This is a genomic window from Salinisphaera sp. Q1T1-3 (genome assembly GCF_003602005.1).
GTDB lineage: Bacteria > Pseudomonadota > Gammaproteobacteria > Nevskiales > Salinisphaeraceae > Salinisphaera.
This window is the reverse complement of record NZ_QZWD01000020.1, coordinates 40403-64946: the sequence shown is the minus strand read 5'-3', so window position 1 is coordinate 64946 and position 24544 is coordinate 40403. Positions and strand designations below refer to the sequence as shown.

Here is a 24544-nt window from a genome sequence, read left to right as displayed (position 1 = left end):
GGCTCGAACACGGGCGGTCGAGCGCCGAGATTGCCGTGTCTTTATTGCCGTTTCGTGTCGCCGTGTGCCACCGGACTCGTACGAAACCTCAACACGTCCTAGAATATCGGCCCTAGCATCCCCGGGTCCGATGAAGCACGGCGTGCCATGCCGGCGATCGCAATTATTACGTTATAACAACTGTATAAAACGCCATGACCGATCACGATAGACAATGGCAGAGCGGGGGCGTGCCCACGCGGTCTGCCGCGGGTGGCAGAGGATGACAGGCCGGTTGCGCGATGCCCCCCGGCTCGTCGGCGGTCTGATGCTGGCGCTGGCCGGGCTGATGACGGCCGGCCCAGCGGCCGCGACGGTGCATGTCGTGGCGGCCGAGAACTTCTACGGCGCGCTCGCGCGCACGATCGGCGGTGCCCATGTCGAGGTCTTCAGCGTGCTGTCCGATCCCGGCGTCGATGCCCATCTGTTCGAAGCCCGGCCGTCGACGGCGCGTCGGATCGCCGATGCGGATGTCGTGATCGACAACGGGCTTGGCTACGACGACTGGATGACGCATCTGCTGGATGTTGCCGGCGATTCCGGGGCGCGTCACGTGATCACGGCCGCGCGCGTGATGCACACGCCGGCCGATGCCAATCCGCATCTGTGGTACGCGCCCGAACTCTGGCCGGCATTGGCCCGGCGTATCGCCCGCGTGTTTTCGGAGGTGGACCCGGCCCATGCCGGGGTCTATCGTGCCAATGCCGCCGATTTCGTAACGCGCTTTGCGGCCGTGACGAAACGCATCGCTGCGCTGCGTGCGCAGACGGCGGGCACGCCGGTCACGGCCACCGAACCGGTGTTCGGTTATATGGCGGCCGCGCTGGGCTTCCGGATGGAGAATCAGGCGTTTCAGAACGCCGTGATGAACGATACCGAGCCCTCGGCGCGGCAGGTCGCGGCCTTCGAGCAGAGCCTGAGCGACCGCCGGGTTCGGATGCTGTTCTATAACCGCCAGGTCGAAGGACGGACCACGGCGCATCTGTTGTCGCGGGCCAAACAACACAATGTGCCCGTGGTCGGGGTCACGGAAACCATGCCCACGGACGCGACACCGATCGGCTGGCTGGTCTCGACGCTGGATGCCGTGGGTCGGGCGATGGATGCATCGTCGTGAGTGCGGTCGTCTTCGATGCGGCCACGATCGTGCGTGACAAGCACGTGATCTTTGATCGTCTGTCGCTCCAGGTGCCGACCGGGGCGGCCGTAGCGCTGCTCGGGGCCAACGGCGCCGGCAAGAGCACGCTGCTGCAGGCCATGCTCGGCCATATCGCGCCCACAGGCGGTGCGGTTCGCGTGCTCGGCACGCCCGCCAGACGAGGCCGGCGCACGATCGGCTATCTGCCGCAACAGGCGGCCTGCCCGGCGGCGATGCGTTTCACCGGGCGGACGCTGCTCACGGCGTCGCTGACCGGTCATCGCTGGGGGATCGGTCGACCGCGGTCGGCCGACCGACAGGCGGTCGACCAGGCGCTGGATCGGGTCGATGCCACAGCGCTGGCCGATCGGCCACTCGGCCGGCTGTCCGGCGGCGAGCGCCAGCGCGTGTTCATCGCACAGGCCCTGCTGGGCGCGCCGGCTCTGCTGCTGCTGGACGAGCCGCTTGCCGGTCTCGACCCAGCGCAGCAGCAGTCCTTGACGCGCGTGGTCTGTGACATCGCCCGCGCCAGCGCGCTGACCGTGGTGTTTTCGCTACACAACCTCTCGGCGCTGACCGGTGCCTTCGATCATCGACTGGAACTCGTCGATGGCAGTGCTCGCCTGGTGGATAACCACGAGCCGCCCGATGCGCACACCCTGGATGCGTTGTATGGCCTGGCGCCACGCTTCGCCGAGGCCGCGTCATGATGAATCTGTTCGATTACGGCTTCATGCAGCATGCCTTCATGGCCGCGACCCTCGTGGCGCTCGTGGCCGGTGTGTTCGGTTATTTTCTCGTGCTGCGAGGCCAGATCTTCGCCGGGCACGCACTGGCGCACGTCGGATTTCCCGGTGCGACCGGTGCGGCCCTGCTCGGCGTGTCGCCGCTCCTCGGGCTGCTCGGGTTCACCGCGATCGCCGGCCTGTGCATCAGCCGGCTCGAGCGCCGTGAGGTGCCGGACGTCGCCATTGGCGTGGTGTTGGCCGGCTCGCTCGGCCTCGGTCTGTTGTTCCTGCATCTGTATCCGGCCAATGCCGGGGCGGCCACCGCGCTGTTGTTCGGCAACGTGCTGGGCATCGCCGGGCATACGATCGTCGAGCTGGCGGTGCTGAGCGGGCTGGCGCTCGGCCTGCTGGCCGCGATCGGCCGGCCGCTGGTCTTCGCGACGCTGCAGCCGGCGCTGGCCGAGGCGCGTGGCGTGCACGTGGGCTGGGTCTCGGCGCTGTTCATGCTGACCACGGCGGTTGCCGTGGCCGAGACGATCCAGATCGTCGGCATCCTGCTTGTCTTCACGTTGATGATCGCGCCGGCCGGCGCGGCCGTGCGCCTGACCACGACCGTGGCCGCCGGGATCGCCGTGTCCATGCTGCTCGCCCTGATCAGCGCCTGGTCCGGCCTGGTGCTGGCTTTCTATACCGATGCGCCCGTGAGCTTCTGGATCACGCTGATATCGAGCGGGCTGTATCTGGCAGCACTCCTGCTCGGGCCGCGCGCCCGCCCGGCCGCGGCGCGCGGCTGAGCCGAGCCGGGCGGCGGCGCGGCGTGCCATCGTGCCGTCATAAACCCGGCCTAAGCTGACCCGACACAAAGACAACAGGGGGTTGGCATGATTCGGGTAGACGGGTTCACGCGTCGTCTCGCGCTCGGGATGACGATTGCGTCACTGGCCGTGCTGGGCGGCTGTGACGACGACAACGACGTTACCGTCAACGACGACGACGGCAACCAGACGACGACACCGGGCGGCGCGGGCCAGCAGGCGCGATTCGCCGAGATTTCGCCGGCTGCGACCGACGTCGAGAAACGCGCCGTGCGCGCCACGCCGCAGCTGTCGATCGTCCCGCTGGGCGGTGACGAGGACAACGCGCCGGCGATCGCGACCTACGACGCCGGCTATCACACCATTCTGCGCAGCGGTGATGCGCCCGATGCCGCCAGTGCCAACCGTTTCGGCGTGTTGACGGCCGACAACGGCGCGGCCGTGCGAGACACCGACGGCAGCGTCACGGTCGCCGATTCCAACGATTTCTCGTCGTTGCTACGCCACGGCGATCAATTGTTCATGGTCTCGCATTTCGAGAGTCGGCCCGGGGCGATGTATGTCACGAGCCTGGCCCAGGACAGCGAGAACGGGCAGCTCAGCGCGACCGCCACGACGCCGATCGACTTCTCGCAGTTCGGCGGGCTCTGGGTGCCCTGTGCCGGCTCGGTCACGCCGTGGGGCACGCATCTGGGCGGGGAGGAATATGAGCCCGACGGCCGTGCGGTGGATGCCAGCACCGGTGCCATCGATGGCTATTACAATGCCATGGGGGCTTACATCACGGGCAGTTACGACACCGCGGACCAGGCGCTCACGCAGCTCAACCCCTATAACTACGGCTGGCCGACCGAAATCGGCGTGACCAGCGACGATGCCGATGTCACCGCCGACGAGATCACGGTCGCCAAGCACTACGCGATGGGCCGCAAGGCCAACGAGCTGGCCTACGTGATGCCGGACGAGAAGACCGTCTACAATACCGACGACGGCACCAATGTCGGTCTGTACATGTTCGTGGCCGACGAGCCGGGCGATCTGTCGGCCGGTACGCTCTATGCCATGAAATGGCAGCAGACCTCGGCCGCCGACGGCGGCGCCGCGGACCTGCAATGGATCGATCTCGGCCATGCCAGCGATGCCGACATCGCCGACTATGTGAACAACGGCACCACCTTTGCCGATCTGTTCGATACCGCCGAACCGATCAGCATGACCGATGCGCCGTTCTGTCCGTCGGGCTACAGCGCAGTCAACACCAACGGGTATGGTCTGGAATGCCTGCATGTGCGCGACGGCATGGCTCGGGCCGCCTCACGCCTGGAGACCCGGCGCTATGCCGCCATCCGCGGCGCGACCACGGAACTGCGCAAGGAAGAAGGTTTTACCTTCGATCCGGATGCCAAGCGGTTCTATGTCTCGATCTCCGAGCGTGAACGCGGGATGGAAGACAACTCCCGCAACGGCGTCGAGGACAATCGTTACGACGTCGGCACCAGCAACGATGTTCGCCTCGCCTCGAACACCTGCGGCACGGTCTATTCCGGCCGCGTGGGGCGTGACGAGACAATCGGCTCCGACTTCGTCGCCCGCGACATCGCGGCCGAGGTCTCGGGCACCGAAGTCGCCATCCGCGAGGGCGAGCCCATGCCCGAGAACACCTGCGCGCTGGATGGCATCGCCAATCCGGACAACATCAGCTACATGCCGGGCTATCACACCCTGGTGATCGGTGAGGATTCGGGCACCGGTCACCAGAACGACATGGTCTGGGCCTACAACACCCACGCGAAGACGCTCACGCGGATCGAGACCACGCCCTACGGCTCGGAAAGCACCTCGATCTATTTCTATCCGGATTACAACGGTTTCGCCTATTTGATGAGCGTTGTGCAGCATCCCTACGGCGAGTCGGACCAGGACCAGGTCGACGACATGTCGCCGCAGCGCCGGGCCTATACCGGCTATATCGGCCCCTTCCCGGCCTTGCGCCCCTACGTGTCGCAGACCCCGGGCCAGCTGGCGGCCATTGACGACCCGGCGTAAGCCGATATTCCGCTCCCCTCGGCGACGTGCCCCTGTCGCCTGTTTGCCCCGGCGGTGTGTCCGCCGGGGCCTTTTAATGCATAAGACCCCGGGCATGCCCATGAATCTCGACTCGACGCTGGCCGGGCTTGTCGCCGGGCTGCTGTTGCTTTCGCTGGCCGGCTGCAGCGATGACGGTGTGACCGCTGAAGCCGGCGAGGCCGGTGCCATGCGGGATCTGACGGACAAGTCGCTGGCCTCGTTCACCGGCTATGTGCCCCCGCAGTGCTATACCAAGACACGGACGGCTGGCCATGCCCAGGCCGCCAACCCCTGCTATGTCTGTCATACCGAAAGCCGCGCGCCGAATTTCATCGACGACGCGGACCTGCAGTTGGCCTACGACTTCGCCAACCCGCGCCGCACGGCCCGCAAGAACAATCCCTGGACCAATCTGTTCAAGGACTATCGCAATGCCGTGGCCCGCGTGCCGGATCGTGAGATCCGAGCCTACGTGCGCGCCGACAATTATCGCGACGATACGGGGCGGATTGCCCTGGCCGATCGGCTGGCTGATGTCCCGGCCGGCTGGGATGCCAACGGCGACGGTCGCTGGCAGGGCTATGTGCCCGATGTGTACTTCGATTTCGACGCCGCCGGCTACGATCACGCGCCGGGCGGGGCCTATACCGGCTGGCGGGCTTTTGCCTATACGCCGGTACCGGGTAGTTTCATCCCGGCCAACGGCTCGTTCGACGATGTTCTCATTCGTCTGCCCAGGGTCTTCCGACAGGACCGCCGGGGCCGGTTCGATGTGGCGGTCTATACGCTCAATCTCGCGATCACCGAAAGCCTGATCAAACGTGCGGACGTGCCAATCGCGGCCACGGACGAGCACGATTACGACATCGATCTGAATCGCGACGGCCACCTCGATATCGCCCACCGTGTCGTCTACGACTGGGCGCCGCTGCAAGACCGGGACATGGCCTGGGTCGGCCGAGCCGCGGCGACGCACCGCCGGCTGGCGGCCGGCCTGTATCCCGAAGGCACCGAGTTTCTCCATACGCTGCGTTATCTCGATGTCGTCGACGGCACGGTGGTGCGGGCACCGCGCATGAAAGAGCTACGCTATGCCCGCAAACAGGCCTGGCTGACCTATTCCGATCGCCGGGCGATGGCGTTTGATGAATTGAAGGAGGCCCACGATTTTCCCGACCGGCCGGCCCAGTTCGCCGGTGACGTGGAGCGCGGCGTGGCCAATGGCCTTGGCTGGGTTTATCAGGGCTTCATCGAGGATGCCCGCGGCGATCTGCGACCACAGACGTTCGCCGAGACGAATACCTGCATGGGATGCCACGGCGGCGTTGGGGCAACCACCGATGCCTCGTTCGCATTTCCGAGGAAACGGGCTGGCAATACGCCCGACCGTGGCTGGTACTACTGGAACCAACGCGCAATGGCCCATCTCGCCGAGCCCCGCCTGACCGACGGGCGCGGCGAATACAGCACTTACCTGCGCAATGCCCGTGCCGGAGACGAATTCCGCAACAACGCGGATATCATCGCGCGTTTTTTCACGCCTGCCGGCGCGGAAAAACCGGCGGCTTTCCGACGGCTCGAACAGACCATCGGCGCCATGATTCTGCCGAGCCCTGATCGTGCGCTCGCGCTGGACAAGGCCTATCGCGAGATCGTGCGGCAGCAGAGCTTCATTCACGGCCGGACCGCCCACGTGGCGCCAATGGATAACGTCCATCGCGCGGTCGCGCCCGGTGAGCCGACTGGCGTGTCCACGCCGGTCTCGGTCGAACACGACGCACGGGCCCACTGAGAACGGGGTTCGTCGACTCAAGCAGTCAACCGGGCGCGCGTGCGCTCGGCGACAAAGGGAACCAGCGCACGCATCGTCGGCGTCGCACGAGCATCCGGGCGAATCAACAGCCACAGATCGATCGACAGGACGTCGATGACAGGACTGACGCGTTGCAGGCCGGGCTCGGCAGCGCCAGCGTAACAGGGCAGCACCGCCTGCCCGACGCCGGCAAGCGCCGCTGCCCGCGCGGCCAGCCCGCTGTTGACCCGGGTCGCGATGGCCGCGTCATCGACCGTCCCGGCCATCCAGCGCGCGAGTGCGCCATAGCCCATGGCCGTACTCGGGGCGACCCAGCGCGGGGTGGCGGTATCGCTCGGGTCATCGACGGCACGATAGACAGCCTGCGTGAGGGTGCCCAGGCGGCGCCCGACCAGATGCTCGGCCGGGGTATTCGACGGGCGGATCGCCACATCGGCGGTGCGCCGCGCCAGATCGTGGACCGTATTCGAGAGATCCAGCTCGATGCATACGCGCGGGTGGCGTCGTCCGAATTCGGCAAGGATCGGGGCGAGCAGCGCATCGTAGAGCAGATCCGTCGTGGTGATTCGCAGCGGCCCGGCCGGAATGTCTGCACGGTCGAGTTGTTGTCGCACGCCTTCGATCGATTGTTCGGCGCGGCGGGCGGCCGCGATCAGCTGTTGGCCAGCCGGCGTGGCGTGATAACCGTCGGCGCCGCGCTCGAAGACCACAGTATCGAGTGTGCGTTCCAGTGCGCCCCCGGAACCTCTGCATAACCTATCGCGGCTCGCGTTCGCGTCCTCAAATATGGTGCGACGAGGCGTCCGAGCGCAGCGCCTGCCTCATTGGCAGGTCAAGCTCGGCAACGCGGTCGCACCATATTTGAGGCCGAACCCGTTACGGGCCGGGGCTTTGCGCGCGGCTGGTCGGCGTCAAGGTTCGCTACCGTGCCGAAAGCACGCCACGCTCTCCCTTCCTTGCCAGCCGCGCGCAAAGCACGCCGGCGCGACCGCGCTAGGTTATGCAGAGGTTCCCCGGCCGTCGATAAACCGTGGCATGACTGACGCCGAGCGCCCGGGCGGCACCGGCCAGCGTGGACTGGCGGGCGATGGCCAGCACGAGTTTGAGTTGATTCCAGTCCAGATCGTCCATCATGTACGCCAGATTGCCACGTCCGGCGGTCGCGCCGTGCTCAGCCGGACGTATCGGCCCATGCCACCGGGCGATATCGACTCGCATGCACCAGCACCGCCGCGGTCAGACACGCCATGCCGGCCAGAAGCCAGAGGCCGAAAAGATTGCCGGTCACGGCCGCGATCAGGCCGCCGGCCAACACCATGGCCCCGGCGCCGAGCTGATGCGCGGCGTTGAGCCAGGCGAAGATTGCCGGGCCATGTGCCCCGAAGACACGATTGGATAATGCGATCACCGGCGGCACGGTGGCCACGTCGAACAGGCCGAACAGGATGCCGAAGGCCAAGAGCGCCGGCGTCATCGTTTGCCCGAGCAGCCAGGGCAGTGCGAACAGCGTGGCCGCGCGCAGTCCAAAAACGACGGCCAGCAGCGTTGCCCGATTCATGCGATCGGACAGCCAGCCGGCGGCGATGGTGCCGGGCACGTTGAAGAGGCCGATCAGCAGCAGGATGAACGACGCCGTCTCGGCGGGCATGCCGTGGGCCGTGGCCGCCGGCGTGAAGTGTGACCACATCAGGCCGTTGGTCGTCGCACCGCACAGGGCGAAATGGACGGCGATGAGCCAGAACGTCGGCTCGCCGGTCGCGCGACGCAGCACGGCCAGCACGTCGGACAGGCGGGCCTGACGGTCCGGATGGCGCGTGCGCAGACGAGCGACGCCGGTCCGGCGCTCGGTCAAGAACAGCGCCTGGGCTACCATGGTCATCGCGGCCAGGCCGGCAGCCCCGATCAGAGCCGCGCGCCAGCCATAGCGTGCGGCCAGGGCCGCCCAACCCGGCAGGAAGGCGAACTGCCCGACCACGGCAGCCGCGGTGAGCACGCCGCTTGCCGTACCACTGCGGGTGAACCATAGACGGGCCACGAATGCCCCGTAGGCCATGGTCAGCGCCCCGGTCCCGGCACCGACAAGCACGCCCCAGGCCAGGTTGAACAGCCAGACATTGGCGATCAGGCAGAGCGCGCTACCGGCGATCAGTGCCGTGAGCGCGATCAGCACCACGCGTCGAATACCGTAGCGCGTCATGGCGTGGAGCGCGAACGGGGCGGTCACGCCGTAGAGCGCCATGTTGACGGCCACGCCACCGGCCGTGGCGCCGGGCGGCCAGCCGCGGGCCTGTGACAGCGTGCTCATCAGCAGGCCCGAAAGGGTCGTGAACGAGCCGGCAGCAATGATGGCCAATCCGGCCAGCGCCACGGCCCAGCGTTGCTCGGCTCGCGTCACCCGCGGATCGATGGCGGGCGTCGAGGGGGAAGCGGTCATGACAGGCGTCCGATCTCGAATGAGGCGGACAGGCTAGTTGCTATGGCGTCGCGACGAATCAACCAGGGCTGAAAACAGAGTTTGCAGGCCTGCAATCGGGCGATCCCGTACCGCTCGACGGATGAGGCGGACACAAAAAAGCCGGCCGCGGGCAATAACCCGGGGCCGGCCGAGACGGCCATGAAACGCCCCTCCTCAGAGGGTTGCCAGCGCGATCTCCTGGCCGACCTTGATCGCTTCCGTACGATCGGCAGCGGATTTCGAATCGCGCTTGGGTTCGATGGCGCCGTCGAAGCGCACCTCGACTTCCCATCCGAGCCCTTGCTGACGGCCGAGCACTTCATAGCCGCGTTTTTCGTCGCGATGCAGGCTTTCCCAGTCGTTCACATCCATTCTGATCACCGATGAGGAGAGAGATGCAGCACGCTAACAGCCCGGCGCGCCGGGCGTGATCCGTAGCGTTGCGGAGCGCCGATGCGCTGCGATCACGATCCCGGCTGGCCGTGTGCTCGGCGCTCGTTGGCCGGATTCAAGGCCGGGGAGCATCGCGCTCAGGCATACAACACGTATCGTTGAACATGCGCTGTCGATAGATGATCGCGTAGATTGAGTCGTGGTTCCCGGGTGAGATTGTCATGGAAAAGCCATCGGGCGTGTGCCGAGCGGACACATCCACGATATGGTCGGTGGGCTCGGTCCGGCGCGAGCGGGGCGCCTGAGCGCCGTGCCGGATCGTCATATTTCCGACGGCGACAGCAGTCGCCGCGCCAGCGTCCTGCATATGCTGCTGTGGCTGACCATGGGCTGTGGCGTGATCTTCGCGCCGCTCAACTTCGCTCTAGGCAGCAGCTATCTGGCGATACTCGAACTCACGATGGTCGGCTTCGCGGCCGTCATCAAATACAAGCTGCGCCACGGTGAGCCCGTCAATCGCGCGGTGTGGAGTTATCTGCTGCCGTTTCTCGGTGCGCTCGTCTATGCCCTGTATTCGGCGCCCAACCTGTCGGTGTTCGTCTGGATATTGTTGATCCCCACGCTGTGTCATCGATTGCTGGGGCCGCGGTCCGGCTCGCTGATCGGCTGCGGCTTTCTCGTGCTCGCCGGCGTGGTGGTGGTCTCGCGCTTCAAGTTTCAGCCCTCTATCGACGATATATCGATGGTCGCGGACGTGATGCTGTGTTCGGTCGCGTTGTTCGCGTTGTCGCTCGTGCACGAGATCGAGCTGACGCGTGCCGATCGGAAGTTGCGCGAACGAGCCGACGTGGATTCGCTCACCCGTTTGGCGACACGCGGGCGTTTTCGCGAGATGTTCGAGCAGCGCCGGGCGGCTGTGCGTCATCTGCCCGACAGCGCGCAACGCACCGTCGCTTTGATCTTGATCGATATCGATTTCTTCAAGAAGATCAACGATACCTACGGTCACGATGTGGGCGATCGTGTGCTGGCGGCCGTCTCCGGGCGATTGCTTCACAACTGTCGACAGCAGGATCTACTCGGGCGGATCGGCGGCGAGGAGCTGGCGATCTGCATGTTCGCTCTGGATCAGGCCGAGGCTGAAATGCACGCCGAACGGCTGCGCCGCTGTGTCGCCGATGCGCCGATCAGGACCCACGGCCATGCCATCGTCGTCACGCTGAGCCTCGGCGTGGTCCTGTTCGATCTCGCCCGGAACACTTTCGACACCATGTTCAGCGAAGCCGACCGTCGTCTGTACGCCGCCAAGCGGGCTGGGCGCAATAAAGTTCGGGCGACGTCGGTCACCGCAGCTGCCCGTGAGGCAGAGGGGGACGAGGCGCGGGTATCTGAAAACGGCTAGGGCCTGTTGCGGGGCAAGTATGCGGCCGTACCAGGGCCGCGACATAGCGCCGAAAAACCGGGTAAAAGTCTTGTCACGCAGCGACGACAATCCGGCGTTATCGAGCGCTCACGTGGCTGAGCCATGCCACATGAGCGATGCCTTGTCTTGCTGTTGCTTGTCCCTTGGGGTTGGGCCGCCCATGAAAAATCGACGATGGGCGCCCTGCGGCGTTGCGAGTCTGGATCGTGGCACGCCACGATCGGCGACTCGCGCCTTGCCGGACACACTGCGGTCTCTCGACGAAAAGGCGCTCGAACGAAACATCAACAGGCCCTAGGTGATCTTGCCGGTTGTATTGCGATACCGTCTCTCGCCAGGCTGAGCGGTCATGCAGACGCGACGGAGGATTCGCGATGAGCAATGATCGGGATCAGGTGACACAGGCCATTCACGGTACCCGACTGACCGCGCATTCGGTCTATCAGGCCATCAGTCGCGACGGCGAGGAAGAACTGTCACGCGCGCCTTTGTCGCTCTGGTGGTCGGCCCTGGCGGCCGGGTTCGCGATCACCCTGTCGGTGGTGGCCGAAGGGCTGTTGCATGCCGCGCTGCCCGATACGCCCTGGCGACCGCTCGTGGCGAATTTCGGCTACGCGCTGGGTTTCGTCGTGGTCATTCTCGGGCGCATGCAGTTGTTCACGGAAAATACCATCACCGTGGTGCTGCCCGTGATGCGCGAGCGCTCGTCGCGTGTCTTCGGTCTGACCGCACGGCTCTGGGCTATCGTGTTGCTGGGCAACCTGGTCGGCACGTTCATCGCTGCCGGTTTCGTGCACTACGGCGTGGCCACGCCCGAGCTCAACCACGCGCTGACCGAGATCGCGGCACCTCTGTTCACGCACAGTTTCGGGAACACCCTGCTCCAGGGCGTACCGGCCGGCTTCATGGTCGCGGCCATCGTCTGGATGCTGCCGAACGCGCGTGGTTTCGAGCTGTGGATGATTCTGTTGATGGCTTACCTGATCGGCATCGGCGACTTCGTGCATATCATCGTCGGCTCGGCCGAGGCGTTTGGCCTCATGTTCGCCGGCCACGTCGGCATCGGCGCCGTGATCTGGCATTTCATCATCCCGGCCCTCATCGGCAACGTGATCGGTGGGACATTGCTGTTCTCGCTTCTGGCCTATGGCCAGGTGCAGGACGAGGTCTGAGCCTTGCCGACTCATGTCGTGCGCAGGCGCGGCATGACGCGCTCGCGACGCGCATTGTCGGGCGAATCCAGATCGAAGGCCTGACCGGCCGAGGGCAGAATCACGCGCGAGAGCATGCGATCGCCCGGGTGGCCCTGGGCGGCCCGGTCACTCAGGGCCGCCGACAGACCGGCACGGCCGGCCGGGTCGCCGTGGTTGATGAACACTGTCGTCGTGCCGCTCGGCCGGGCCTCGGGCGGCCGCTCGAAGACGAAACGACACAGGGTTTCAATATCACCATGGCCGGAATAATAGTCGCCGAAATCCACGATCCGGGCCCGGACCCGAGTCGGATCGATGCGGGCCTGACCGAGCGTCAGCGGCGTGTCGGACGGCCACTCGCCGGCGGCCAGTCGGCGTAGACGACCGGCGCCGGTCTCGGCCGGCGCGTAACCGCACAGCACGATCGTGGCGGCGGGGTTGTGAATCTGGTCGGTGATGAAATCGACGATGCGCCCACCCTCGGCCATGCCGCTGCCGGCCAGCGCAATCACACGCGACAGGGCCGGATCGTGCATGGCGCGTAATGTGCCGCCGGGGGCGCGATTGCCGCTCACCCGTGCCCAGAGACTTGCCAGATACGTATCGACGGCCGTCTCGTCGGCCAGGCCCAACCGTTCGGCAAGATGCGGATTGCGCCAGACGCGGGCACCGTCGCGCTCGGCGGTATCGCCGAGTATGGCGGCATAGACTTCGGTCATGCGGGCGGCCAGCGGCGCATCGAGTGCCAGCCAGCGCGGCCGGCCTGCGGCATCCGGCAGACCGGCCGGTGAGCGTCGCAGGACCGCGTCCAGATCGAACCAGAGTTCCTGGGCCCGGTGGATCGCGAAACAGGGCGCGACGACCGGCCCGCCACCGCGTGCATCGCTGTCGGCCAGCAAATCGGCCCAGGCATCGAGCCGATCGGGAAAAGCCTTGTAGGTGGCATCGCGGGCGGGCTCGGCGCCGCGCGTGGATTCGATGACCATGTAGTCCGCCTGGCCCGGCAATGCCTGCCCGGCAAGCAGCGACTGATAGGGGTTGTCCGGCGTGTTGCCGCCGATATCACCGCTGAACACGATGGTCCGTGCCGTACCGATGCGGCTTCGCCAGCCGATGGTGGCGGCGACCGCGCCCAGGATGTGCGCACTGCGATGCAGGGCGACTGTTACGCCGTGCAGCCGCATGGGCACGTCGAAGACGAAACCGGGCCGTAGATCGAGCGGCTGGAAATCGATCATCTCGACATCGTCGGCGCTGTATTCGCGCGAGAACTTGGCGGCATCGAGCAGGGCGATGCGTGTCATCCAGGCCGTGGCCTCGGTGCAGTACACCGGGCCGCGAAATCCGGCTCGGTGCAGCTGCGGCAGACGCCCGGAATGATCGCGATGGGCATGCGTGAGCAGGACGAAATCCAGTCGTCGGGCATCGAAGCCCAGCGGTGGAGCGCCGTCCGGCACGCCGGGCGCGCGACCGGCCTCGGCCCCGCAGTCGATCAGGCAGCGCACGCCGAGCCGGTCGTCCGTCAGCAGGCTCGCCGAACCGGTCACGGCATCGGCGCCGCCGAGAAAAGTCAGTTGCATAAATGGTCTATGCGTCGTGTCCGGCACAACGCGTTGGAAAGAGCGTTTCTATATCTGATCCTACCGATAAATAACGGCGCTGGATGCGCCGTTGGCGCCCGAACCCGGCCCCTCGGTCCTGCCGGGTGGTTCCATGTCCGGCGATCGGCGAGGATACCGACCCACTCGGCGAGGGCGCGCGTGCCGGCCGTCGCTGTCACATGTCGTCGACAAGGAAGAATCCGTGGCCGAACTGTCTGCCATCTATCGTTATCCGATGAAATCCGGCGCCGGTGAAGCCTTGCGGTGTGCGGACGTGGCCGAGGAGGGCTTGATCGGCGATCGACGGTTCATGGTGGTGCGGCCCGACGGTCGTTTCCTGACGGCCCGGGTCTGCCCGGGCCTGCAGCGCATCGTGGTGCGGTTCGACGGCACGAGTCTGTCGCTCGAACATGACACGCAGGTCGCGCTGCGGGTGCGCAGGGGCGATTTCGCCGGGCACGCGTTTTCGACCGGGGTATGGCGCGATGCGTTCGATGCGATGACGACCACCCACGCCCTGGATGCCTGGGTGAGCCGTGTGGTCGGCGAGCCGGTCCATCTGTTGTATGTGGGCGAACGCTCGGCGCGTTATCGCGATTCGATCGGCGTGCGCGTGGGGTTCGCCGACGGCTATCCGCTGCTGTTGACCAGCGAGGCGTCGCTGGCCGATGTGAATGCCCGCACGATGGGCGACCACGTCATGGCCCAGTTCCGGCCGAACGTCGTTGTGGCGGGCATATCGGCCTATGCCGAGGACGACTGGCGCCGTATCCGCATCGGCGAGGTCGTCTTTCGCGTGGACAAGCCCTGTACGCGTTGCGTGATGATCACCGTCGACCCGGCGCGGGGCGAACGCCGCGCAGACGGTGAGCCGCTGCGCACGCTGGGCACCTATCGCAAGTTCGGCAAGGACGTCTGTTTCGGCCAGAACCTCGTGGCCGAATCGGCTGGCCGAATCGTGCGCGGTGATCCCATCGAGATTCTCGAATAGCGCGCGCCTGCGGTGTCGCGCGTGACCGCGGGCCGCCGATCGGGCATGTTGCGCGGTGTCGCACCGGGCACGAATGTTGCTGCGAGGCGTTCGGAACCATGGGATCGGGGAAAAGGGGATCAGATGCTGCGTGAAGTGATCGGCGCCGGCCTGTCGGCGGCCTTGTTGTGGGGATGTGTCGGGGCCACGGCAGTGGCCGCACCGGCCGATGGGTCGGCGGCGCAGGCGAGGGCGCCGGCCAACCAGGGCTATTACCGCGAGCCGAGTCTGTGGCATGACGAGATCGCCTTCGTTGCCGAAGGCGATATCTGGTTGGCGGGGCTGAACGGCCGGAATGTCCATCGCCTGACCAGCACGGCCGGGGCCGAGGACACGCCGTTCATTTCGCCCGACGGCAAGCAGGTGGCCTTCGTCTCGGATCGCGACGGACCGAGCGAGATCTATGTGATGCCGCGCGCCGGCGGCCTGCCGAAACGCGTGACCTTCGAGCAGGCTCGGGTCCGGTTGCACGGCTGGCTGGCCGACGGGCGCCTGCTCTATGCCACGAGCAACACCGTGGGGCCGTCCAGCCAGTGGCAGCTGCGCATCGTCGAGCCGAAGACCGGCACGACTCACCCGGTGCCGCTTCAGGATGCGATCGACGGCGATTTCACGCCCGACGGCCAGACCCTGGTCTTCACCCGATTCGGCCTGACGCTGACCGGCGACAATGCCCGCCTGTATCGTGGCGGGGCGATGGGCCAGCTCTGGCGCTATGCCACGAACGGGCAGTCCGAGGCCACCCGGCTGCCCACCCAGGGCTCGGTCAGTGCGCCGATGATCTGGCGCGATCGTGTGGTGTTTCTCTCGGACGCCGACGGTCATCCGAATCTGTGGTCGATGAAGCGCGATGGCAGCGCGCGTCGCCAGCTGACGCACTACACCGGCTTCACCCCGCAGTCGCCGAGCATTGCCGGCGATCGGGTCATCTATCAGCTCGGTGCCGATCTGGTCTGGCTCGATCTGGCCCAGGATCAGACCCACCGAATCGATCTGCATCTGCCCTCGGATTTCCGGCATCGCCAGTCGCGCTGGATCGATGATCCGATGTCCGATCTCGACGCGGTGTCGCTGGGCGGCAACGGTCGCCGGGCGGTGGTGACCGCACGCGGGCATGTCGCGACCATCGGTACCAATGCCGCGCGCATCATCGATATCACGCCGGCCGGCGCGCCGCGCCTGCGGGCAGCCGTGACCGGCCCGAAGGCGCAATGGATCTATGCCATCAGCGATGCCGCCGGCAGCCAGGAGATCTGGCGATTCGCCGCCGACGGCACCGGTCACGGCAAGCAGCTCACCCACGACGGCCAGGGCGTGCGCTGGTCGGTGCATCCCTCGCCGGACGGACGCTGGCTGGCGCATGACGACAACCAGGGCAATATCTGGCTCTATAATCTGAAATCCGGCACGGACAAGAAGATCATCACCGGCGGGACCGGAGGCACGGCCGCCGATGCGATCCGCTGGTCGCCGAACAGTGCCTATCTGGCCGTGGCCTGGCAGCCCAAGGGGGCCGCACGCGAACGCATCGCGCTCTACGGTGTGCGCGAGGATCGGGCCGAGACCGTGACCACGGCTCGCTATGCCAGTTTCGCGCCGGCGTTTTCCAGCGATGGCCGCTGGCTCTATTTCCTCTCCGATCGGCGGTTCGTGCCGACGCCGGCCTCGCCCTGGGGCGATCGCAACCTTGGCCCGGCGTTCGATGACCGCACGCAGATCTATGCGTTGGCGTTGACCACCGATACCGATTTTCCCTTCGCCACGCCCACCGAGTTGAATCCGGTGGACGTCGAGGCCGCATCACAGGCCGACGACGACGAGGACACCGCCTCGGATGCGGCCACCGATGAGGACAGTGCGTCCCGGACCGGAGACAAATCGAGCCCGTCGGGTCAGATGGCGCGCTCGGCCGGGGCGTCGTCGGCGCCACGCGTGGCCTGGGACGGTCTGTCGTCGCGACTGTGGCCGGTGCCGGTGGATGCCGGTGATTATCACGACCTCGGCGTGACCGACAAAGCGCTTTATGTCCTGGCCGATGATCCCGGGCACAGCGATCAGTCCACTGACGGCCAGGCCGCGACCCAGCTGCTGACCATCAAGATCGCGCGCGAGGATGTGCAAGCCAAGGAATATGCACCCAACGTCAGCGCGTTCACGCTGAGTCCGAACGGCCAACGCCTGCTGCTGTCGCGTGGCAGCCACGGCCACGATCTGCTGATCGTCGATGCCGGGTCCAAGCTGCCGGACTCGCTCACCACGGCCCATGTGCGCACCGGTGACTGGGGCTTTGCGCTCGACCCGGTGGCCGAATGGCACGAGCTGTTCGCCGATTCCTGGCTGATGCATCGGGCGGCGTTCTTCGATCCGAAGATGCGCGGCACCGACTGGGCTGCCGTGCGCAAACGCTACGGGGCACTGATCGACCGCGCCGCCGACCGGCGTGATGTCTCCGACGTGCTGGCCCAGATGAAGACCCAGCTGGCCGCGTTGCACTCGCAGGTCTACGGCGGCGATGTCGATACGCCCGATCCGGCGATTTCCGGCGCCGGGCTTGGCGCCCGGCTGGTCCAGAGCGATGACGGCGTTCGTATCGATCATATCTATCGCACCGATCCGGATCTGCCCGATGATGCCGCGCCGTTGGACCGGCCGGGCGTCGATGCGCGCGCCGGCGATCGCATCGTGGCGGTCAACGGCCACCCCGTGAAAAAACTCGGGCCGCTGTATCGGGCGTTGCGCAATCAGGTTGGCGCCCAGGTGTTGCTGACGCTCGCACGCGGCGGGCAGACGCATCGCACAGTGGTCTCGCCGGTCGGTCTGCGACGAGAGGCCCGACTGCGCTACGAAGATTGGGTCCAGGCCAACAAGACCCGGGTGACCAAGGCCAGCGATGGTCGCATCGGCTACGTGAACCTCTACGCCATGGGGGAAAACGACATCGCCAGCTTCGTACGTGACTTCAAGGCCCAGTTCGAAAAGCCGGCCCTCATCGTCGATGTTCGACGCAATCGCGGCGGCAATATCGATTCCTGGGTGCTCGATCAGCTCATGCGCCGGCCCTGGATGTTCTGGAAGTCCCGCGGGGCGGCACCGGAAGTCAACATGCAGCAGGCCTCGCGGGCCCATATCGTCGTGCTCGTCGACCCCGTGACCTATTCCGACGGCGAAACGTTCGCGGCCGGTATCAAGGCACTGGGGATCGCGCCATTGATCGGCCAGCGCACGGCGGGCGCCGGCGTCTGGCTGTCCGACAGTCATACGCTCGAGGACGGTGGTCATGCCCGGATTGCCGAGTTCCCGCAGTTCGAGATCGGTGGCCGCTGGCTGGTTGAAGGGCACGGGATCAGCCCGGATATCGAGGTCGTCAATGCGCCGCACGCCAGCTACGAAGGCCACGATGCCCAGCTCGCCAAGGCGGTCTCGATGCTCAAGCAGTCGCTGCAGACATCACCGGTCAAGCCGCTCGATGCCCAGCCCATCCCGCCGCTGGATGCGAAACAGCCGTTCGCCCGGCCGGTTAAGCCGCTCGATCATCCGGCACGGGATTAGCGTTGGGGGCGGTCGCTGCCCTTATGGCCCGATCACGCTGCCAGGCGGTGCGCTGAGCGCGGCCTCGGGCAGTGCCCGGCGCTTCGGTCTGGGGGCTGCCCGTCGCGGCGGCGGCGAGGGCCTGTTATTAACCCGGCATAAAAATAGATGATTTTTCGGCTTGATTACGCGCGTGTGCGACAGCACGCGCGCCACGGCCAACGGCCGTGAAGCCATCGACCACGAATGCCGGCGAGCTGTTCGTCTTTGTTTTTCAAGTCCTGCCCAGCCGCGGGCCGCGGCGCGCATGCATTCACTTTCACGCCTGATTGATCCGAAAGGTCATCGGGTCGTGTGCCGCGTCAATCACCGGATTGCACGCCGACGGACACAGGGCGATATTCAAGCCAAGGGACAAATGGCTCGCGATTTGCGTTCATCGTCTGGAGGTATGTCAACCAAGGGGGCACGACATGAGTGATACGGCAAGATTCGTCCGGGTACTGGCCCGTCGCGACGTCCTCGCGCTGGCCTTCGGCGCGATGATCGGCTGGGGGTGGGTGGTGATGACCGGCCACTGGATTCTCACGGCGGGCAGTCTGGGCGCGGTGCTGGCATTCGTGATCGGGGGGCTCGCGATCGTTTGTGTCGGGCTGACCTATGCCGAGCTGGCGGCTGCGATGCCCGAAGCCGGCGGTGAGCACGTTTACAGCTATCGGGGGCTGGGGCATCTCGCCTCGTTCGTATGCACCTGGTCGATCGTGCTCGGTTACATGACGGTCGTCTCCTTCGAGGCGGTGGCGTTGCCGACCGTGGTCGAAAATCTCATCCCCGGCTACAGCGTCGGCCATCTGTGGACCGTGGCCGGCTGGGACGTCAACGCCAGCTGGGTCGCGGTCGCCGTGCTCGGCTCGCTCGTGATGATGGCGATCAATTATGTGGGCGTGCGTACGGCTGCCCTGGTCCAGAAACTGGTGACGCTGCTCATCGTCGCCGTTGGCGTGATGTTCTTCACCGGGGCGCTGTTCTCCGGCAACGGCGGCAATCTGGCGCCGCTCGTAACGGGCGATCCGGGTGTCGCGGCGGGCATCCTGAGTGTGCTGGTCATGGTGCCCTTCATGTTTGTCGGTTTCGATGTCATCCCGCAGGCTGCCGAAGAGATCGATCTGCCGCATCGCGATATCGGTCGATTGCTGATCTTCTCTGTCGTGCTGGCCGTGGTCTGGTATGCCGCCATGCTGTTCGGCACGGCCTACGTGCTGGGCCATGACGGCATCGACCCGGGAGGCCTGGCTGTGCCGGATGCGATGGCCGCCGCGTTTTCCGGCGGCTGGGCCGGCAAGCTCATGGTGCTGGCCGGCATGGCCGGTATCGTAACGAGCTGGAACGCGTTCTATATCGGTGGCTCGCGGGCGATCTACGCGTTGGCGCGGGCAGGTATGCTGCCGGCGGTCTTCGCCCGGCTGCATCCGAAGCACCGTACGCCTTATGCGGCGATCATCCTGATCGGCGTCGTGAGTACGATCGCGCCGTTCTTTGGTCGTTCGACCGGCGTCTGGCTGGTGGATGCCGGCGGGCTGGGCATCGTGATCGCCTATCTGTTCGTTGCAGCCTCATTCGTGGCGCTGCGTTATCGCGAGCCGGACATGCCGCGCCCGTTCCGGACCGCCGGCGGCGTGACGCTCGGCGTGATCGCCGTCGTATTGTCGGTGCTTATCGTCGGTCTGTATCTGCCGTTCAGCCCGTCGGCGCTCAAGCCGGTGGAATGGGCGATTTTCGCGATATGGATGATGGCCGGGCTCGGGATGTACATCTGGGCCCGCGCCCGCTACGGGCTGGAACCGGCACGCCACGTCGGCCGGACATCGTCGTAGTCGCGATAGCGGGCAGCGCGGATCCCTGGCGCCAAGCCGGGCAAGCCGCTGCCGCCGGCAGCGGCTATTCGCCAACCACTGGCGTGTCCGGTTCGACGATCCGAAGTCGTCCGAAGAGGCAGCGTTCGATGCTGGTCAGCGTGAAGATGACGCCAAGGAAGGTGATCAGCGCCAGCCAGGGACTGAGTGTGTCCTCATAGACACACAGCATCAGGAAATAGGCACAGACGAAATCAACGACCACCGAAGCGAGCCCGGCCCAGGGCGGCACCTGGAAGGCCGCGCACTGACTGGACTCGTCGCCGTCCGGGCTGCACAGCGTCACGAATAGACGGCCGCGGCCGGCGACGACGAACAGAATCTTGAACGCATAGTCGTCGAGCGTGATGTCGAAGGCGCCGCGGCGTCGAAAACAGCGGCCTGCGCGCACGCAGTGTCCGTCGACATAGACCTCGCTGCGCCCGCTCATCACCGAGAACCACGCATGCACACGCCGCCCGTCCATTCGGAAGACGAACCATGCGCCACGGGTCAACGAGGCGCTGGAGGATTCGGGCAATACAGCCATGCCGGACCGGGCTCCGCGTCACATACGGGCGCTAGTGTACGCGCTGTTGCGCCCCGATACTGTCGTGATAAATACGGGGGCCGGACGAATGTTCGTGCGATGCTAGCTTGTCGAGGCCGGCGGCGGTCGTGAATCAGCACCAGATCCGGGCCGACATCGATGGCCGCCGCCCGTCGCGACCCGGTCGCTCAGCTTGCCGAGCAGTGAAGATATTCCGAGTGTTTGATCCAGCTCGGCTTCGGGTAATAGGCAAAGACGTACTGGCCATCCTTCAGGCTGTTGACCAGCGGCTCGATGATCGCGGGACGTACGGCCGGACATCCCCAGCTGCGGCCCATGCGTCCGACCCGATGAATAAAGGCCGGCGTGGCATACTTGGCGCTGTGGATGACAATGGCGCGCTTGTAGGCATTGTCGTTGATGCCGGGCTCAAGGCCTTTCAGGCGCAGCGACAGGCCGTGGCGACCGTGATAGCTGGCCAGAGTACGAAACAGGCCCAGGCTCGAGGCATGACTGCCGGGCTTGTTGGAAAAATGTGTGGCCTTGTTGCCCCCGGTCGCGCTGCCGTGAGCGACCCACTCCTTGAACAGCAGCTGGGGTTTCGAGAGTTTGAAAACCCATAGCCGGCGCTTGGTGGAGGGCTTGGAATAGTCGATCACGGCGAGTCGATCGGCGTCCGGCTGGCCGTGTTTCTCGGCGCAGTGCACGGCCGACACGGCCATCGAGATGACGTGGGGGTCCGCGTCCGGGGCCAGCTTGGCGAGCCGCGCGCCGAGATCGGCGGCCTGGGCGATGCCGGCGCACAATAGCCACCCGCTGATGCCGAGTCCCACCAGTACAGACACACGACGTAATGATGCGGCGCGGCGGCGTGCCGAGGAATGACGTGGCATAGAACGCGTCGAACGAAAGCGATAGTTGATTGATCAGCTTAACCTTTCGACGCAAGTGCGCGCTGTGTCGCGTCGTCATGCGCGCCTTTCCGACACGCCAAGGGCCGTTTCAGTGCGTGACGGGGGCCGGCTTTTCCGGATCGATGTCGTATCTCCGGATCGCCTCGGCAACGAGACTCCGATCGATGGTGCCCAGGTCGGCCAGGGCACGTAAGGCAGTGACGGCGATCCAGCGTCGGTCCACTTCGAAGAAATCGCGCAGGGCCGCGCGGGTATCGGAACGACCATAGCCGTCCGTCCCCAGGGTGTAGTAAGGCCGTGGCATGAAAGCGCGGATCATCTCCGGATAGGCTTTCATGTAATCGGTGGCCGCGATCGCCGGGCCGTCGGCGTCGACCATGCGGGACGCGACGAAGCTCTGGCGCGGCGGCGCTTCGGGATGCAGCATGTTCCAGCGCTGGGCCGACAGGCCGTCGCGCTTGAGTTGGGAGAAACTCGGGGCACTCCAGACAGTGGCGCCAATGTGCCAGTCCCGGTCGAGCAGGTCGGCGGCGGCGATGACTTCTCGCAGAATCGTGCCGCAGCCCAGCAGCTGGACGCGATGGGCGTGGCCGGTGCGGTCTTCGCGGAATGGGTACAGGCCCTTGATGATGTCGTCTTCGACGCCCTCGGGCATGGCCGGCTGGGCGTAGTTTTCGTTCGTCATCGTGATGTAGTAATGCACGTTGTGTTGTTCGACGTACATGTCCTGCAGCCCGCGATGGATGATCACCGCCATCTCGTAGCCGAACGTCGGATCGTAGGCCCGGCAGTTGGGCACCAGGTCGAACAGCACATGGGAGTGGCCGTCCTGATGCTGCAGCCCCTCGCCGTTCATGGTGGTCCGGCCCGACGTGCCGGCCATGAGAAAGCCGCGTGTGCACATATCGGCCGCTGCCCAGCACAGATCCCCGATGCGCTGGTAGCCGAACATCGCGTAAAAGGCATAGAACGGGATCATGGTCGTGGCGTGATTGTCGTACGACGTGCCGGCCGCGATGAACGATGACATCGCCCCGGCCTCGGTGATGCCTTCCTCCAGGATCTGGCCGTCGACGGCCTGTCGATAGTAGGCCAGCTGCCCGGCGTCCTCGGGCGTGAAGCGCGATTCGAACGGCGCATAGATTCCCATTGAGCGGAACATGCCTTCCATCCCGAAGGTCCGGGCCTCGTCGGGAATGATCGGGACCAGACGATCCTTGAGTTGCGGTGTCCGCGCGAGGATCTGAAGCATGCGCACGAACGCGGATGTCGTGGCCATCTCGCGTCCGCCGCTGCCCTCGAGAATGCGGGAGAACATCGAAAGCGGGGGAATGTCGAGCGTCTCGTGATGGCGGCGCCGGGCGGGTAGATAGCCGCCGAGCGCACGGCGCCGGGCGTGCAGATACTGCATCGTCTCGGCATCCGCGGCGGGCCGATGAAACGGCATGTCGTCGAGCTCGGCATCGTCGACCGGAATTTCGAAGCGATCACGAAAGGCACGGATATCGTCCTGCTGCACTTTCTTCTGCTGATGGGTGATGTTGCGCCCCTCGCCCGAGTCGCCCATGCCATAGCCCTTGACGGTCTTGGCCAGAATCACCGTCGGTCGGCCGTTACGATTGTTCACGGCCTGTGCATAGGCGGCGTGCACCTTGACCGGATCGTGCCCGCCGCGATCCAGGCGGGCGATGTCCGTATCGGAGAGCGTGGCGACCAGCGCCTCGAGCGCGGGATCGCCGCCGAAAAAATGTTGGCGCGTATAGGCGCCGCCGTTGGCCTTGAAGGCCTGATAATCGCCGTCGTGGGTCTCGGCCATCCGTTTCTCGAGTCGGCCGTGCCGATCGGCGGCGAGCAGGGCATCCCAGCTCGAGCCCCACAACACCTTGATGACGTTCCAGCCGGCGCCCCGAAACGACCCTTCGAGTTCGTCCACGATCCGGCCGCTGCCGCGTACCGGCCCGTCCAGTCGCTGGAGGTTGCAGTTGATCACGAAGATCAGATGATCGAGACCCTCGCGTGCGGCCAGCCCGAGCGCGCCGCGGGACTCGGGCTCGTCCATCTCGCCGTCACCGCAGAAACACCAGACGTGCCGATCGCGCGTGTCACGAATGCCGCGGTTGTGCAGATAGCGCATGAAACGGGCCTGGTGGATCGCATTGATCGGGCCAATGCCCATCGACACGGTCGAGAACTGCCAGTAATCCGGCATCAGCCAGGTGTGGGGGTAACTCGACAGGCCGCTGCCTTTCGACTCGGCGCGAAAATCACGCAGCCGGTCTTCGTCGAACCGGCCCTCGAGATAGGAACGGGCATAGAAGCCCGGCGCCGAGTGGCCCTGGAAATAGACCAGGTCGCCGTCGTGCGTCTCACAGGGGGCCCGGAAGAAATGATTGAAGCCCACTTCGTAGAGCGTGGCCGCTGAGGCGAAGCTGGCGATGTGTCCCCCGACGCCGGCATGACGGCGGTTGGCCTGGAGGACCATGGCCATGGCATTCCAGCGGATCAGCGATCGGATGCGCCATTCGATGTGCAGATCGCCCGGATACGGCGGCTGGCGATCCACGGGGATCGTGTTGACGTACGGTGTCCGGGCGGTGGGCACCGTATCGATGCCGGCCCGCCGGGCCTGCTGGCCGAGCATGGTGAGCACATGATGCGCCCGCTCGGGCCCGTCGCAGGCGATCAGCGAATCCAGGGCCGCAACCCAATCGGCGGTCTCTCCGGATGCTGCCTCGGCGTCGCCCGGCAAGGATGTACGAGACGCAGTGCTGTCGCTCATGGCCAGCCTCTTCGAAAGCGCGTGAATGAAAGCCACCGACCCGACCGTTGTCGTCAGAGACCGCATGGGTCGGTGAATCGCCGAGACACGCGGTTTTTCGGGGCAGGATCATTCTCGTCGGCGGTCTCGACGGCGCGCAATTCATGAAATCGGGAACGACCTTCCCGTATATGCAACGCTGTCTTC

At 65.8% G+C, this 24544-nt stretch carries 19 protein-coding genes; 10 read left to right on the top strand and 9 right to left on the bottom strand.

Annotated features, from left to right (window positions below; all coding sequences use genetic code 11):
• Positions 1 to 262 precede the first annotated feature (262 nt).
• The 5 genes from D3260_RS15380 to D3260_RS15360 all read left to right on the top strand — a co-directional run bounded on the left by D3260_RS15380 (position 263) and on the right by D3260_RS15360 (position 6579).
• Positions 263 to 1156: a metal ABC transporter solute-binding protein, Zn/Mn family gene (locus D3260_RS15380; protein WP_120099493.1), complete on the top strand. Its 894-nt coding sequence runs from the start codon at positions 263 to 265 to the stop codon at positions 1154 to 1156.
• Positions 1153 to 1887 (top strand): metal ABC transporter ATP-binding protein, encoded by a 735-nt coding sequence (locus D3260_RS15375; RefSeq protein ID WP_158583568.1) that lies wholly within the window; start codon positions 1153 to 1155, stop codon positions 1885 to 1887. The genes D3260_RS15380 and D3260_RS15375 overlap by 4 nt, the downstream gene beginning before the upstream one ends.
• A gap of 5 nt (positions 1888 to 1892) precedes the next feature.
• Complete coding sequence (locus tag D3260_RS15370) at positions 1893 to 2699, top strand: metal ABC transporter permease (RefSeq protein ID WP_120099496.1); 807 nt, start codon at positions 1893 to 1895, stop codon at positions 2697 to 2699.
• Positions 2700 to 2786: 87 nt separating this feature from the next.
• Positions 2787 to 4766 (top strand): PhoX family phosphatase, encoded by a 1980-nt coding sequence (locus D3260_RS15365; RefSeq protein ID WP_120099491.1) that lies wholly within the window; start codon positions 2787 to 2789, stop codon positions 4764 to 4766.
• A 76-nt stretch (positions 4767 to 4842) separates the two neighbouring features.
• Positions 4843 to 6579: a hypothetical protein gene (locus tag D3260_RS15360; RefSeq protein WP_199671543.1), complete on the top strand. Its 1737-nt coding sequence runs from the start codon at positions 4843 to 4845 to the stop codon at positions 6577 to 6579.
• A 17-nt stretch (positions 6580 to 6596) separates the two neighbouring features.
• Here the strand turns inward: D3260_RS15360 and D3260_RS15355 are convergent, their stop codons facing one another.
• The 5 genes from D3260_RS15355 to D3260_RS15340 form a co-directional block, all read right to left on the bottom strand.
• Complete coding sequence (locus tag D3260_RS15355) at positions 6597 to 7310, bottom strand: LysR family transcriptional regulator (RefSeq protein WP_158583567.1); 714 nt, start codon at positions 7308 to 7310, stop codon at positions 6597 to 6599.
• Between the two features lie 283 nt (positions 7311 to 7593).
• A complete protein-coding gene (locus D3260_RS15350) occupies positions 7594 to 7734 on the bottom strand; it encodes a LysR family transcriptional regulator (RefSeq protein ID WP_199671542.1) in 141 nt (46 codons plus the stop codon).
• A gap of 37 nt (positions 7735 to 7771) precedes the next feature.
• Positions 7772 to 9034, bottom strand: coding sequence for an MFS transporter (locus D3260_RS15345; RefSeq protein WP_120099488.1), 1263 nt, complete (start codon positions 9032 to 9034; stop codon positions 7772 to 7774).
• Complete coding sequence (locus D3260_RS17370) at positions 9031 to 9216, bottom strand: hypothetical protein (protein WP_147418228.1); 186 nt, start codon at positions 9214 to 9216, stop codon at positions 9031 to 9033. The genes D3260_RS15345 and D3260_RS17370 overlap by 4 nt, the downstream gene beginning before the upstream one ends.
• A gap of 13 nt (positions 9217 to 9229) precedes the next feature.
• Positions 9230 to 9427, bottom strand: coding sequence for a hypothetical protein (locus D3260_RS15340; protein ID WP_120099487.1), 198 nt, complete (start codon positions 9425 to 9427; stop codon positions 9230 to 9232).
• 331 nt (positions 9428 to 9758) lie between these two features.
• Between D3260_RS15340 and D3260_RS15335 the strand changes: the two genes are divergently transcribed.
• Positions 9759 to 10850 (top strand): GGDEF domain-containing protein, encoded by a 1092-nt coding sequence (locus tag D3260_RS15335; RefSeq protein WP_233544104.1) that lies wholly within the window; start codon positions 9759 to 9761, stop codon positions 10848 to 10850.
• A 395-nt stretch (positions 10851 to 11245) separates the two neighbouring features.
• Entirely contained in the window at positions 11246 to 12043 is a 798-nt protein-coding gene (locus tag D3260_RS15330; protein ID WP_120099485.1) for a formate/nitrite transporter family protein, read from the top strand.
• Positions 12044 to 12054: 11 nt separating this feature from the next.
• On the opposite strand, the gene D3260_RS15325 is transcribed toward D3260_RS15330, so the two are convergent.
• Positions 12055 to 13644 carry an MBL fold metallo-hydrolase gene (locus D3260_RS15325; protein ID WP_120099484.1) on the bottom strand — a complete coding sequence of 530 codons (1590 nt, stop codon included), beginning with the start codon at positions 13642 to 13644 and terminating at the stop codon, positions 12055 to 12057.
• Positions 13645 to 13867: 223 nt separating this feature from the next.
• On the opposite strand from D3260_RS15325, the gene D3260_RS15320 reads away from it, so the two are divergent.
• The 3 genes from D3260_RS15320 (at position 13868) to D3260_RS15310 (ending at position 20097) form a co-directional block, all read left to right on the top strand.
• On the top strand, positions 13868 to 14656 hold the full coding sequence (locus D3260_RS15320) for an MOSC domain-containing protein (protein ID WP_120099483.1): 789 nt from the start codon (positions 13868 to 13870) through the stop codon (positions 14654 to 14656).
• Positions 14657 to 14779: 123 nt separating this feature from the next.
• A complete protein-coding gene (locus D3260_RS15315; protein ID WP_158583566.1) occupies positions 14780 to 18244 on the top strand; it encodes a S41 family peptidase in 3465 nt (1154 codons plus the stop codon).
• Positions 18245 to 18696: 452 nt separating this feature from the next.
• Positions 18697 to 20097: an APC family permease gene (locus D3260_RS15310; RefSeq protein ID WP_120099481.1), complete on the top strand. Its 1401-nt coding sequence runs from the start codon at positions 18697 to 18699 to the stop codon at positions 20095 to 20097.
• A 64-nt stretch (positions 20098 to 20161) separates the two neighbouring features.
• Here the strand turns inward: D3260_RS15310 and D3260_RS15305 are convergent, their stop codons facing one another.
• The 3 genes from D3260_RS15305 to aceE all read right to left on the bottom strand — a co-directional run bounded on the left by D3260_RS15305 (position 20162) and on the right by aceE (position 24358).
• Positions 20162 to 20665 carry a hypothetical protein gene (locus D3260_RS15305; RefSeq protein WP_147418226.1) on the bottom strand — a complete coding sequence of 168 codons (504 nt, stop codon included), beginning with the start codon at positions 20663 to 20665 and terminating at the stop codon, positions 20162 to 20164.
• A 188-nt stretch (positions 20666 to 20853) separates the two neighbouring features.
• The gene (locus tag D3260_RS15300) at positions 20854 to 21510 is read right to left on the bottom strand and encodes a murein L,D-transpeptidase catalytic domain family protein (RefSeq protein ID WP_199671541.1); all 657 of its coding nucleotides are present in this window, start codon (positions 21508 to 21510) and stop codon (positions 20854 to 20856) included.
• A 157-nt stretch (positions 21511 to 21667) separates the two neighbouring features.
• The gene (gene aceE, locus D3260_RS15295) at positions 21668 to 24358 is read right to left on the bottom strand and encodes a pyruvate dehydrogenase (acetyl-transferring), homodimeric type (RefSeq protein WP_120099478.1); all 2691 of its coding nucleotides are present in this window, start codon (positions 24356 to 24358) and stop codon (positions 21668 to 21670) included.
• Positions 24359 to 24544: the final 186 nt, after the last annotated feature.

Excerpts from the sequence above, each read along its gene's own strand:
- D3260_RS15305 (WP_147418226.1), bottom strand. The coding sequence starts at position 20,665 with ATGGCTGTATTGCCCGAATCCTCCAGCGCCTCGTTGACCCGTGGCGCA.
- D3260_RS15350 (WP_199671542.1), bottom strand. The coding sequence starts at position 7,734 with ATGATGGACGATCTGGACTGGAATCAACTCAAACTCGTGCTGGCCATC.
- aceE (WP_120099478.1), bottom strand. The coding sequence starts at position 24,358 with ATGAGCGACAGCACTGCGTCTCGTACATCCTTGCCGGGCGACGCCGAG.
- D3260_RS15365 (WP_120099491.1), top strand. The coding sequence starts at position 2,787 with ATGATTCGGGTAGACGGGTTCACGCGTCGTCTCGCGCTCGGGATGACG.
- D3260_RS17370 (WP_147418228.1), bottom strand. The coding sequence starts at position 9,216 with ATGGCCGTCTCGGCCGGCCCCGGGTTATTGCCCGCGGCCGGCTTTTTT.
- D3260_RS15345 (WP_120099488.1), bottom strand. The coding sequence starts at position 9,034 with ATGACCGCTTCCCCCTCGACGCCCGCCATCGATCCGCGGGTGACGCGA.
- D3260_RS15360 (WP_199671543.1), top strand. The coding sequence starts at position 4,843 with ATGCATAAGACCCCGGGCATGCCCATGAATCTCGACTCGACGCTGGCC.
- D3260_RS15340 (WP_120099487.1), bottom strand. The coding sequence starts at position 9,427 with ATGGATGTGAACGACTGGGAAAGCCTGCATCGCGACGAAAAACGCGGC.
- D3260_RS15310 (WP_120099481.1), top strand. The coding sequence starts at position 18,697 with ATGAGTGATACGGCAAGATTCGTCCGGGTACTGGCCCGTCGCGACGTC.
- D3260_RS15315 (WP_158583566.1), top strand. The coding sequence starts at position 14,780 with ATGCTGCGTGAAGTGATCGGCGCCGGCCTGTCGGCGGCCTTGTTGTGG.
- D3260_RS15380 (WP_120099493.1), top strand. The coding sequence starts at position 263 with ATGACAGGCCGGTTGCGCGATGCCCCCCGGCTCGTCGGCGGTCTGATG.
- D3260_RS15325 (WP_120099484.1), bottom strand. The coding sequence starts at position 13,644 with ATGCAACTGACTTTTCTCGGCGGCGCCGATGCCGTGACCGGTTCGGCG.
- D3260_RS15330 (WP_120099485.1), top strand. The coding sequence starts at position 11,246 with ATGAGCAATGATCGGGATCAGGTGACACAGGCCATTCACGGTACCCGA.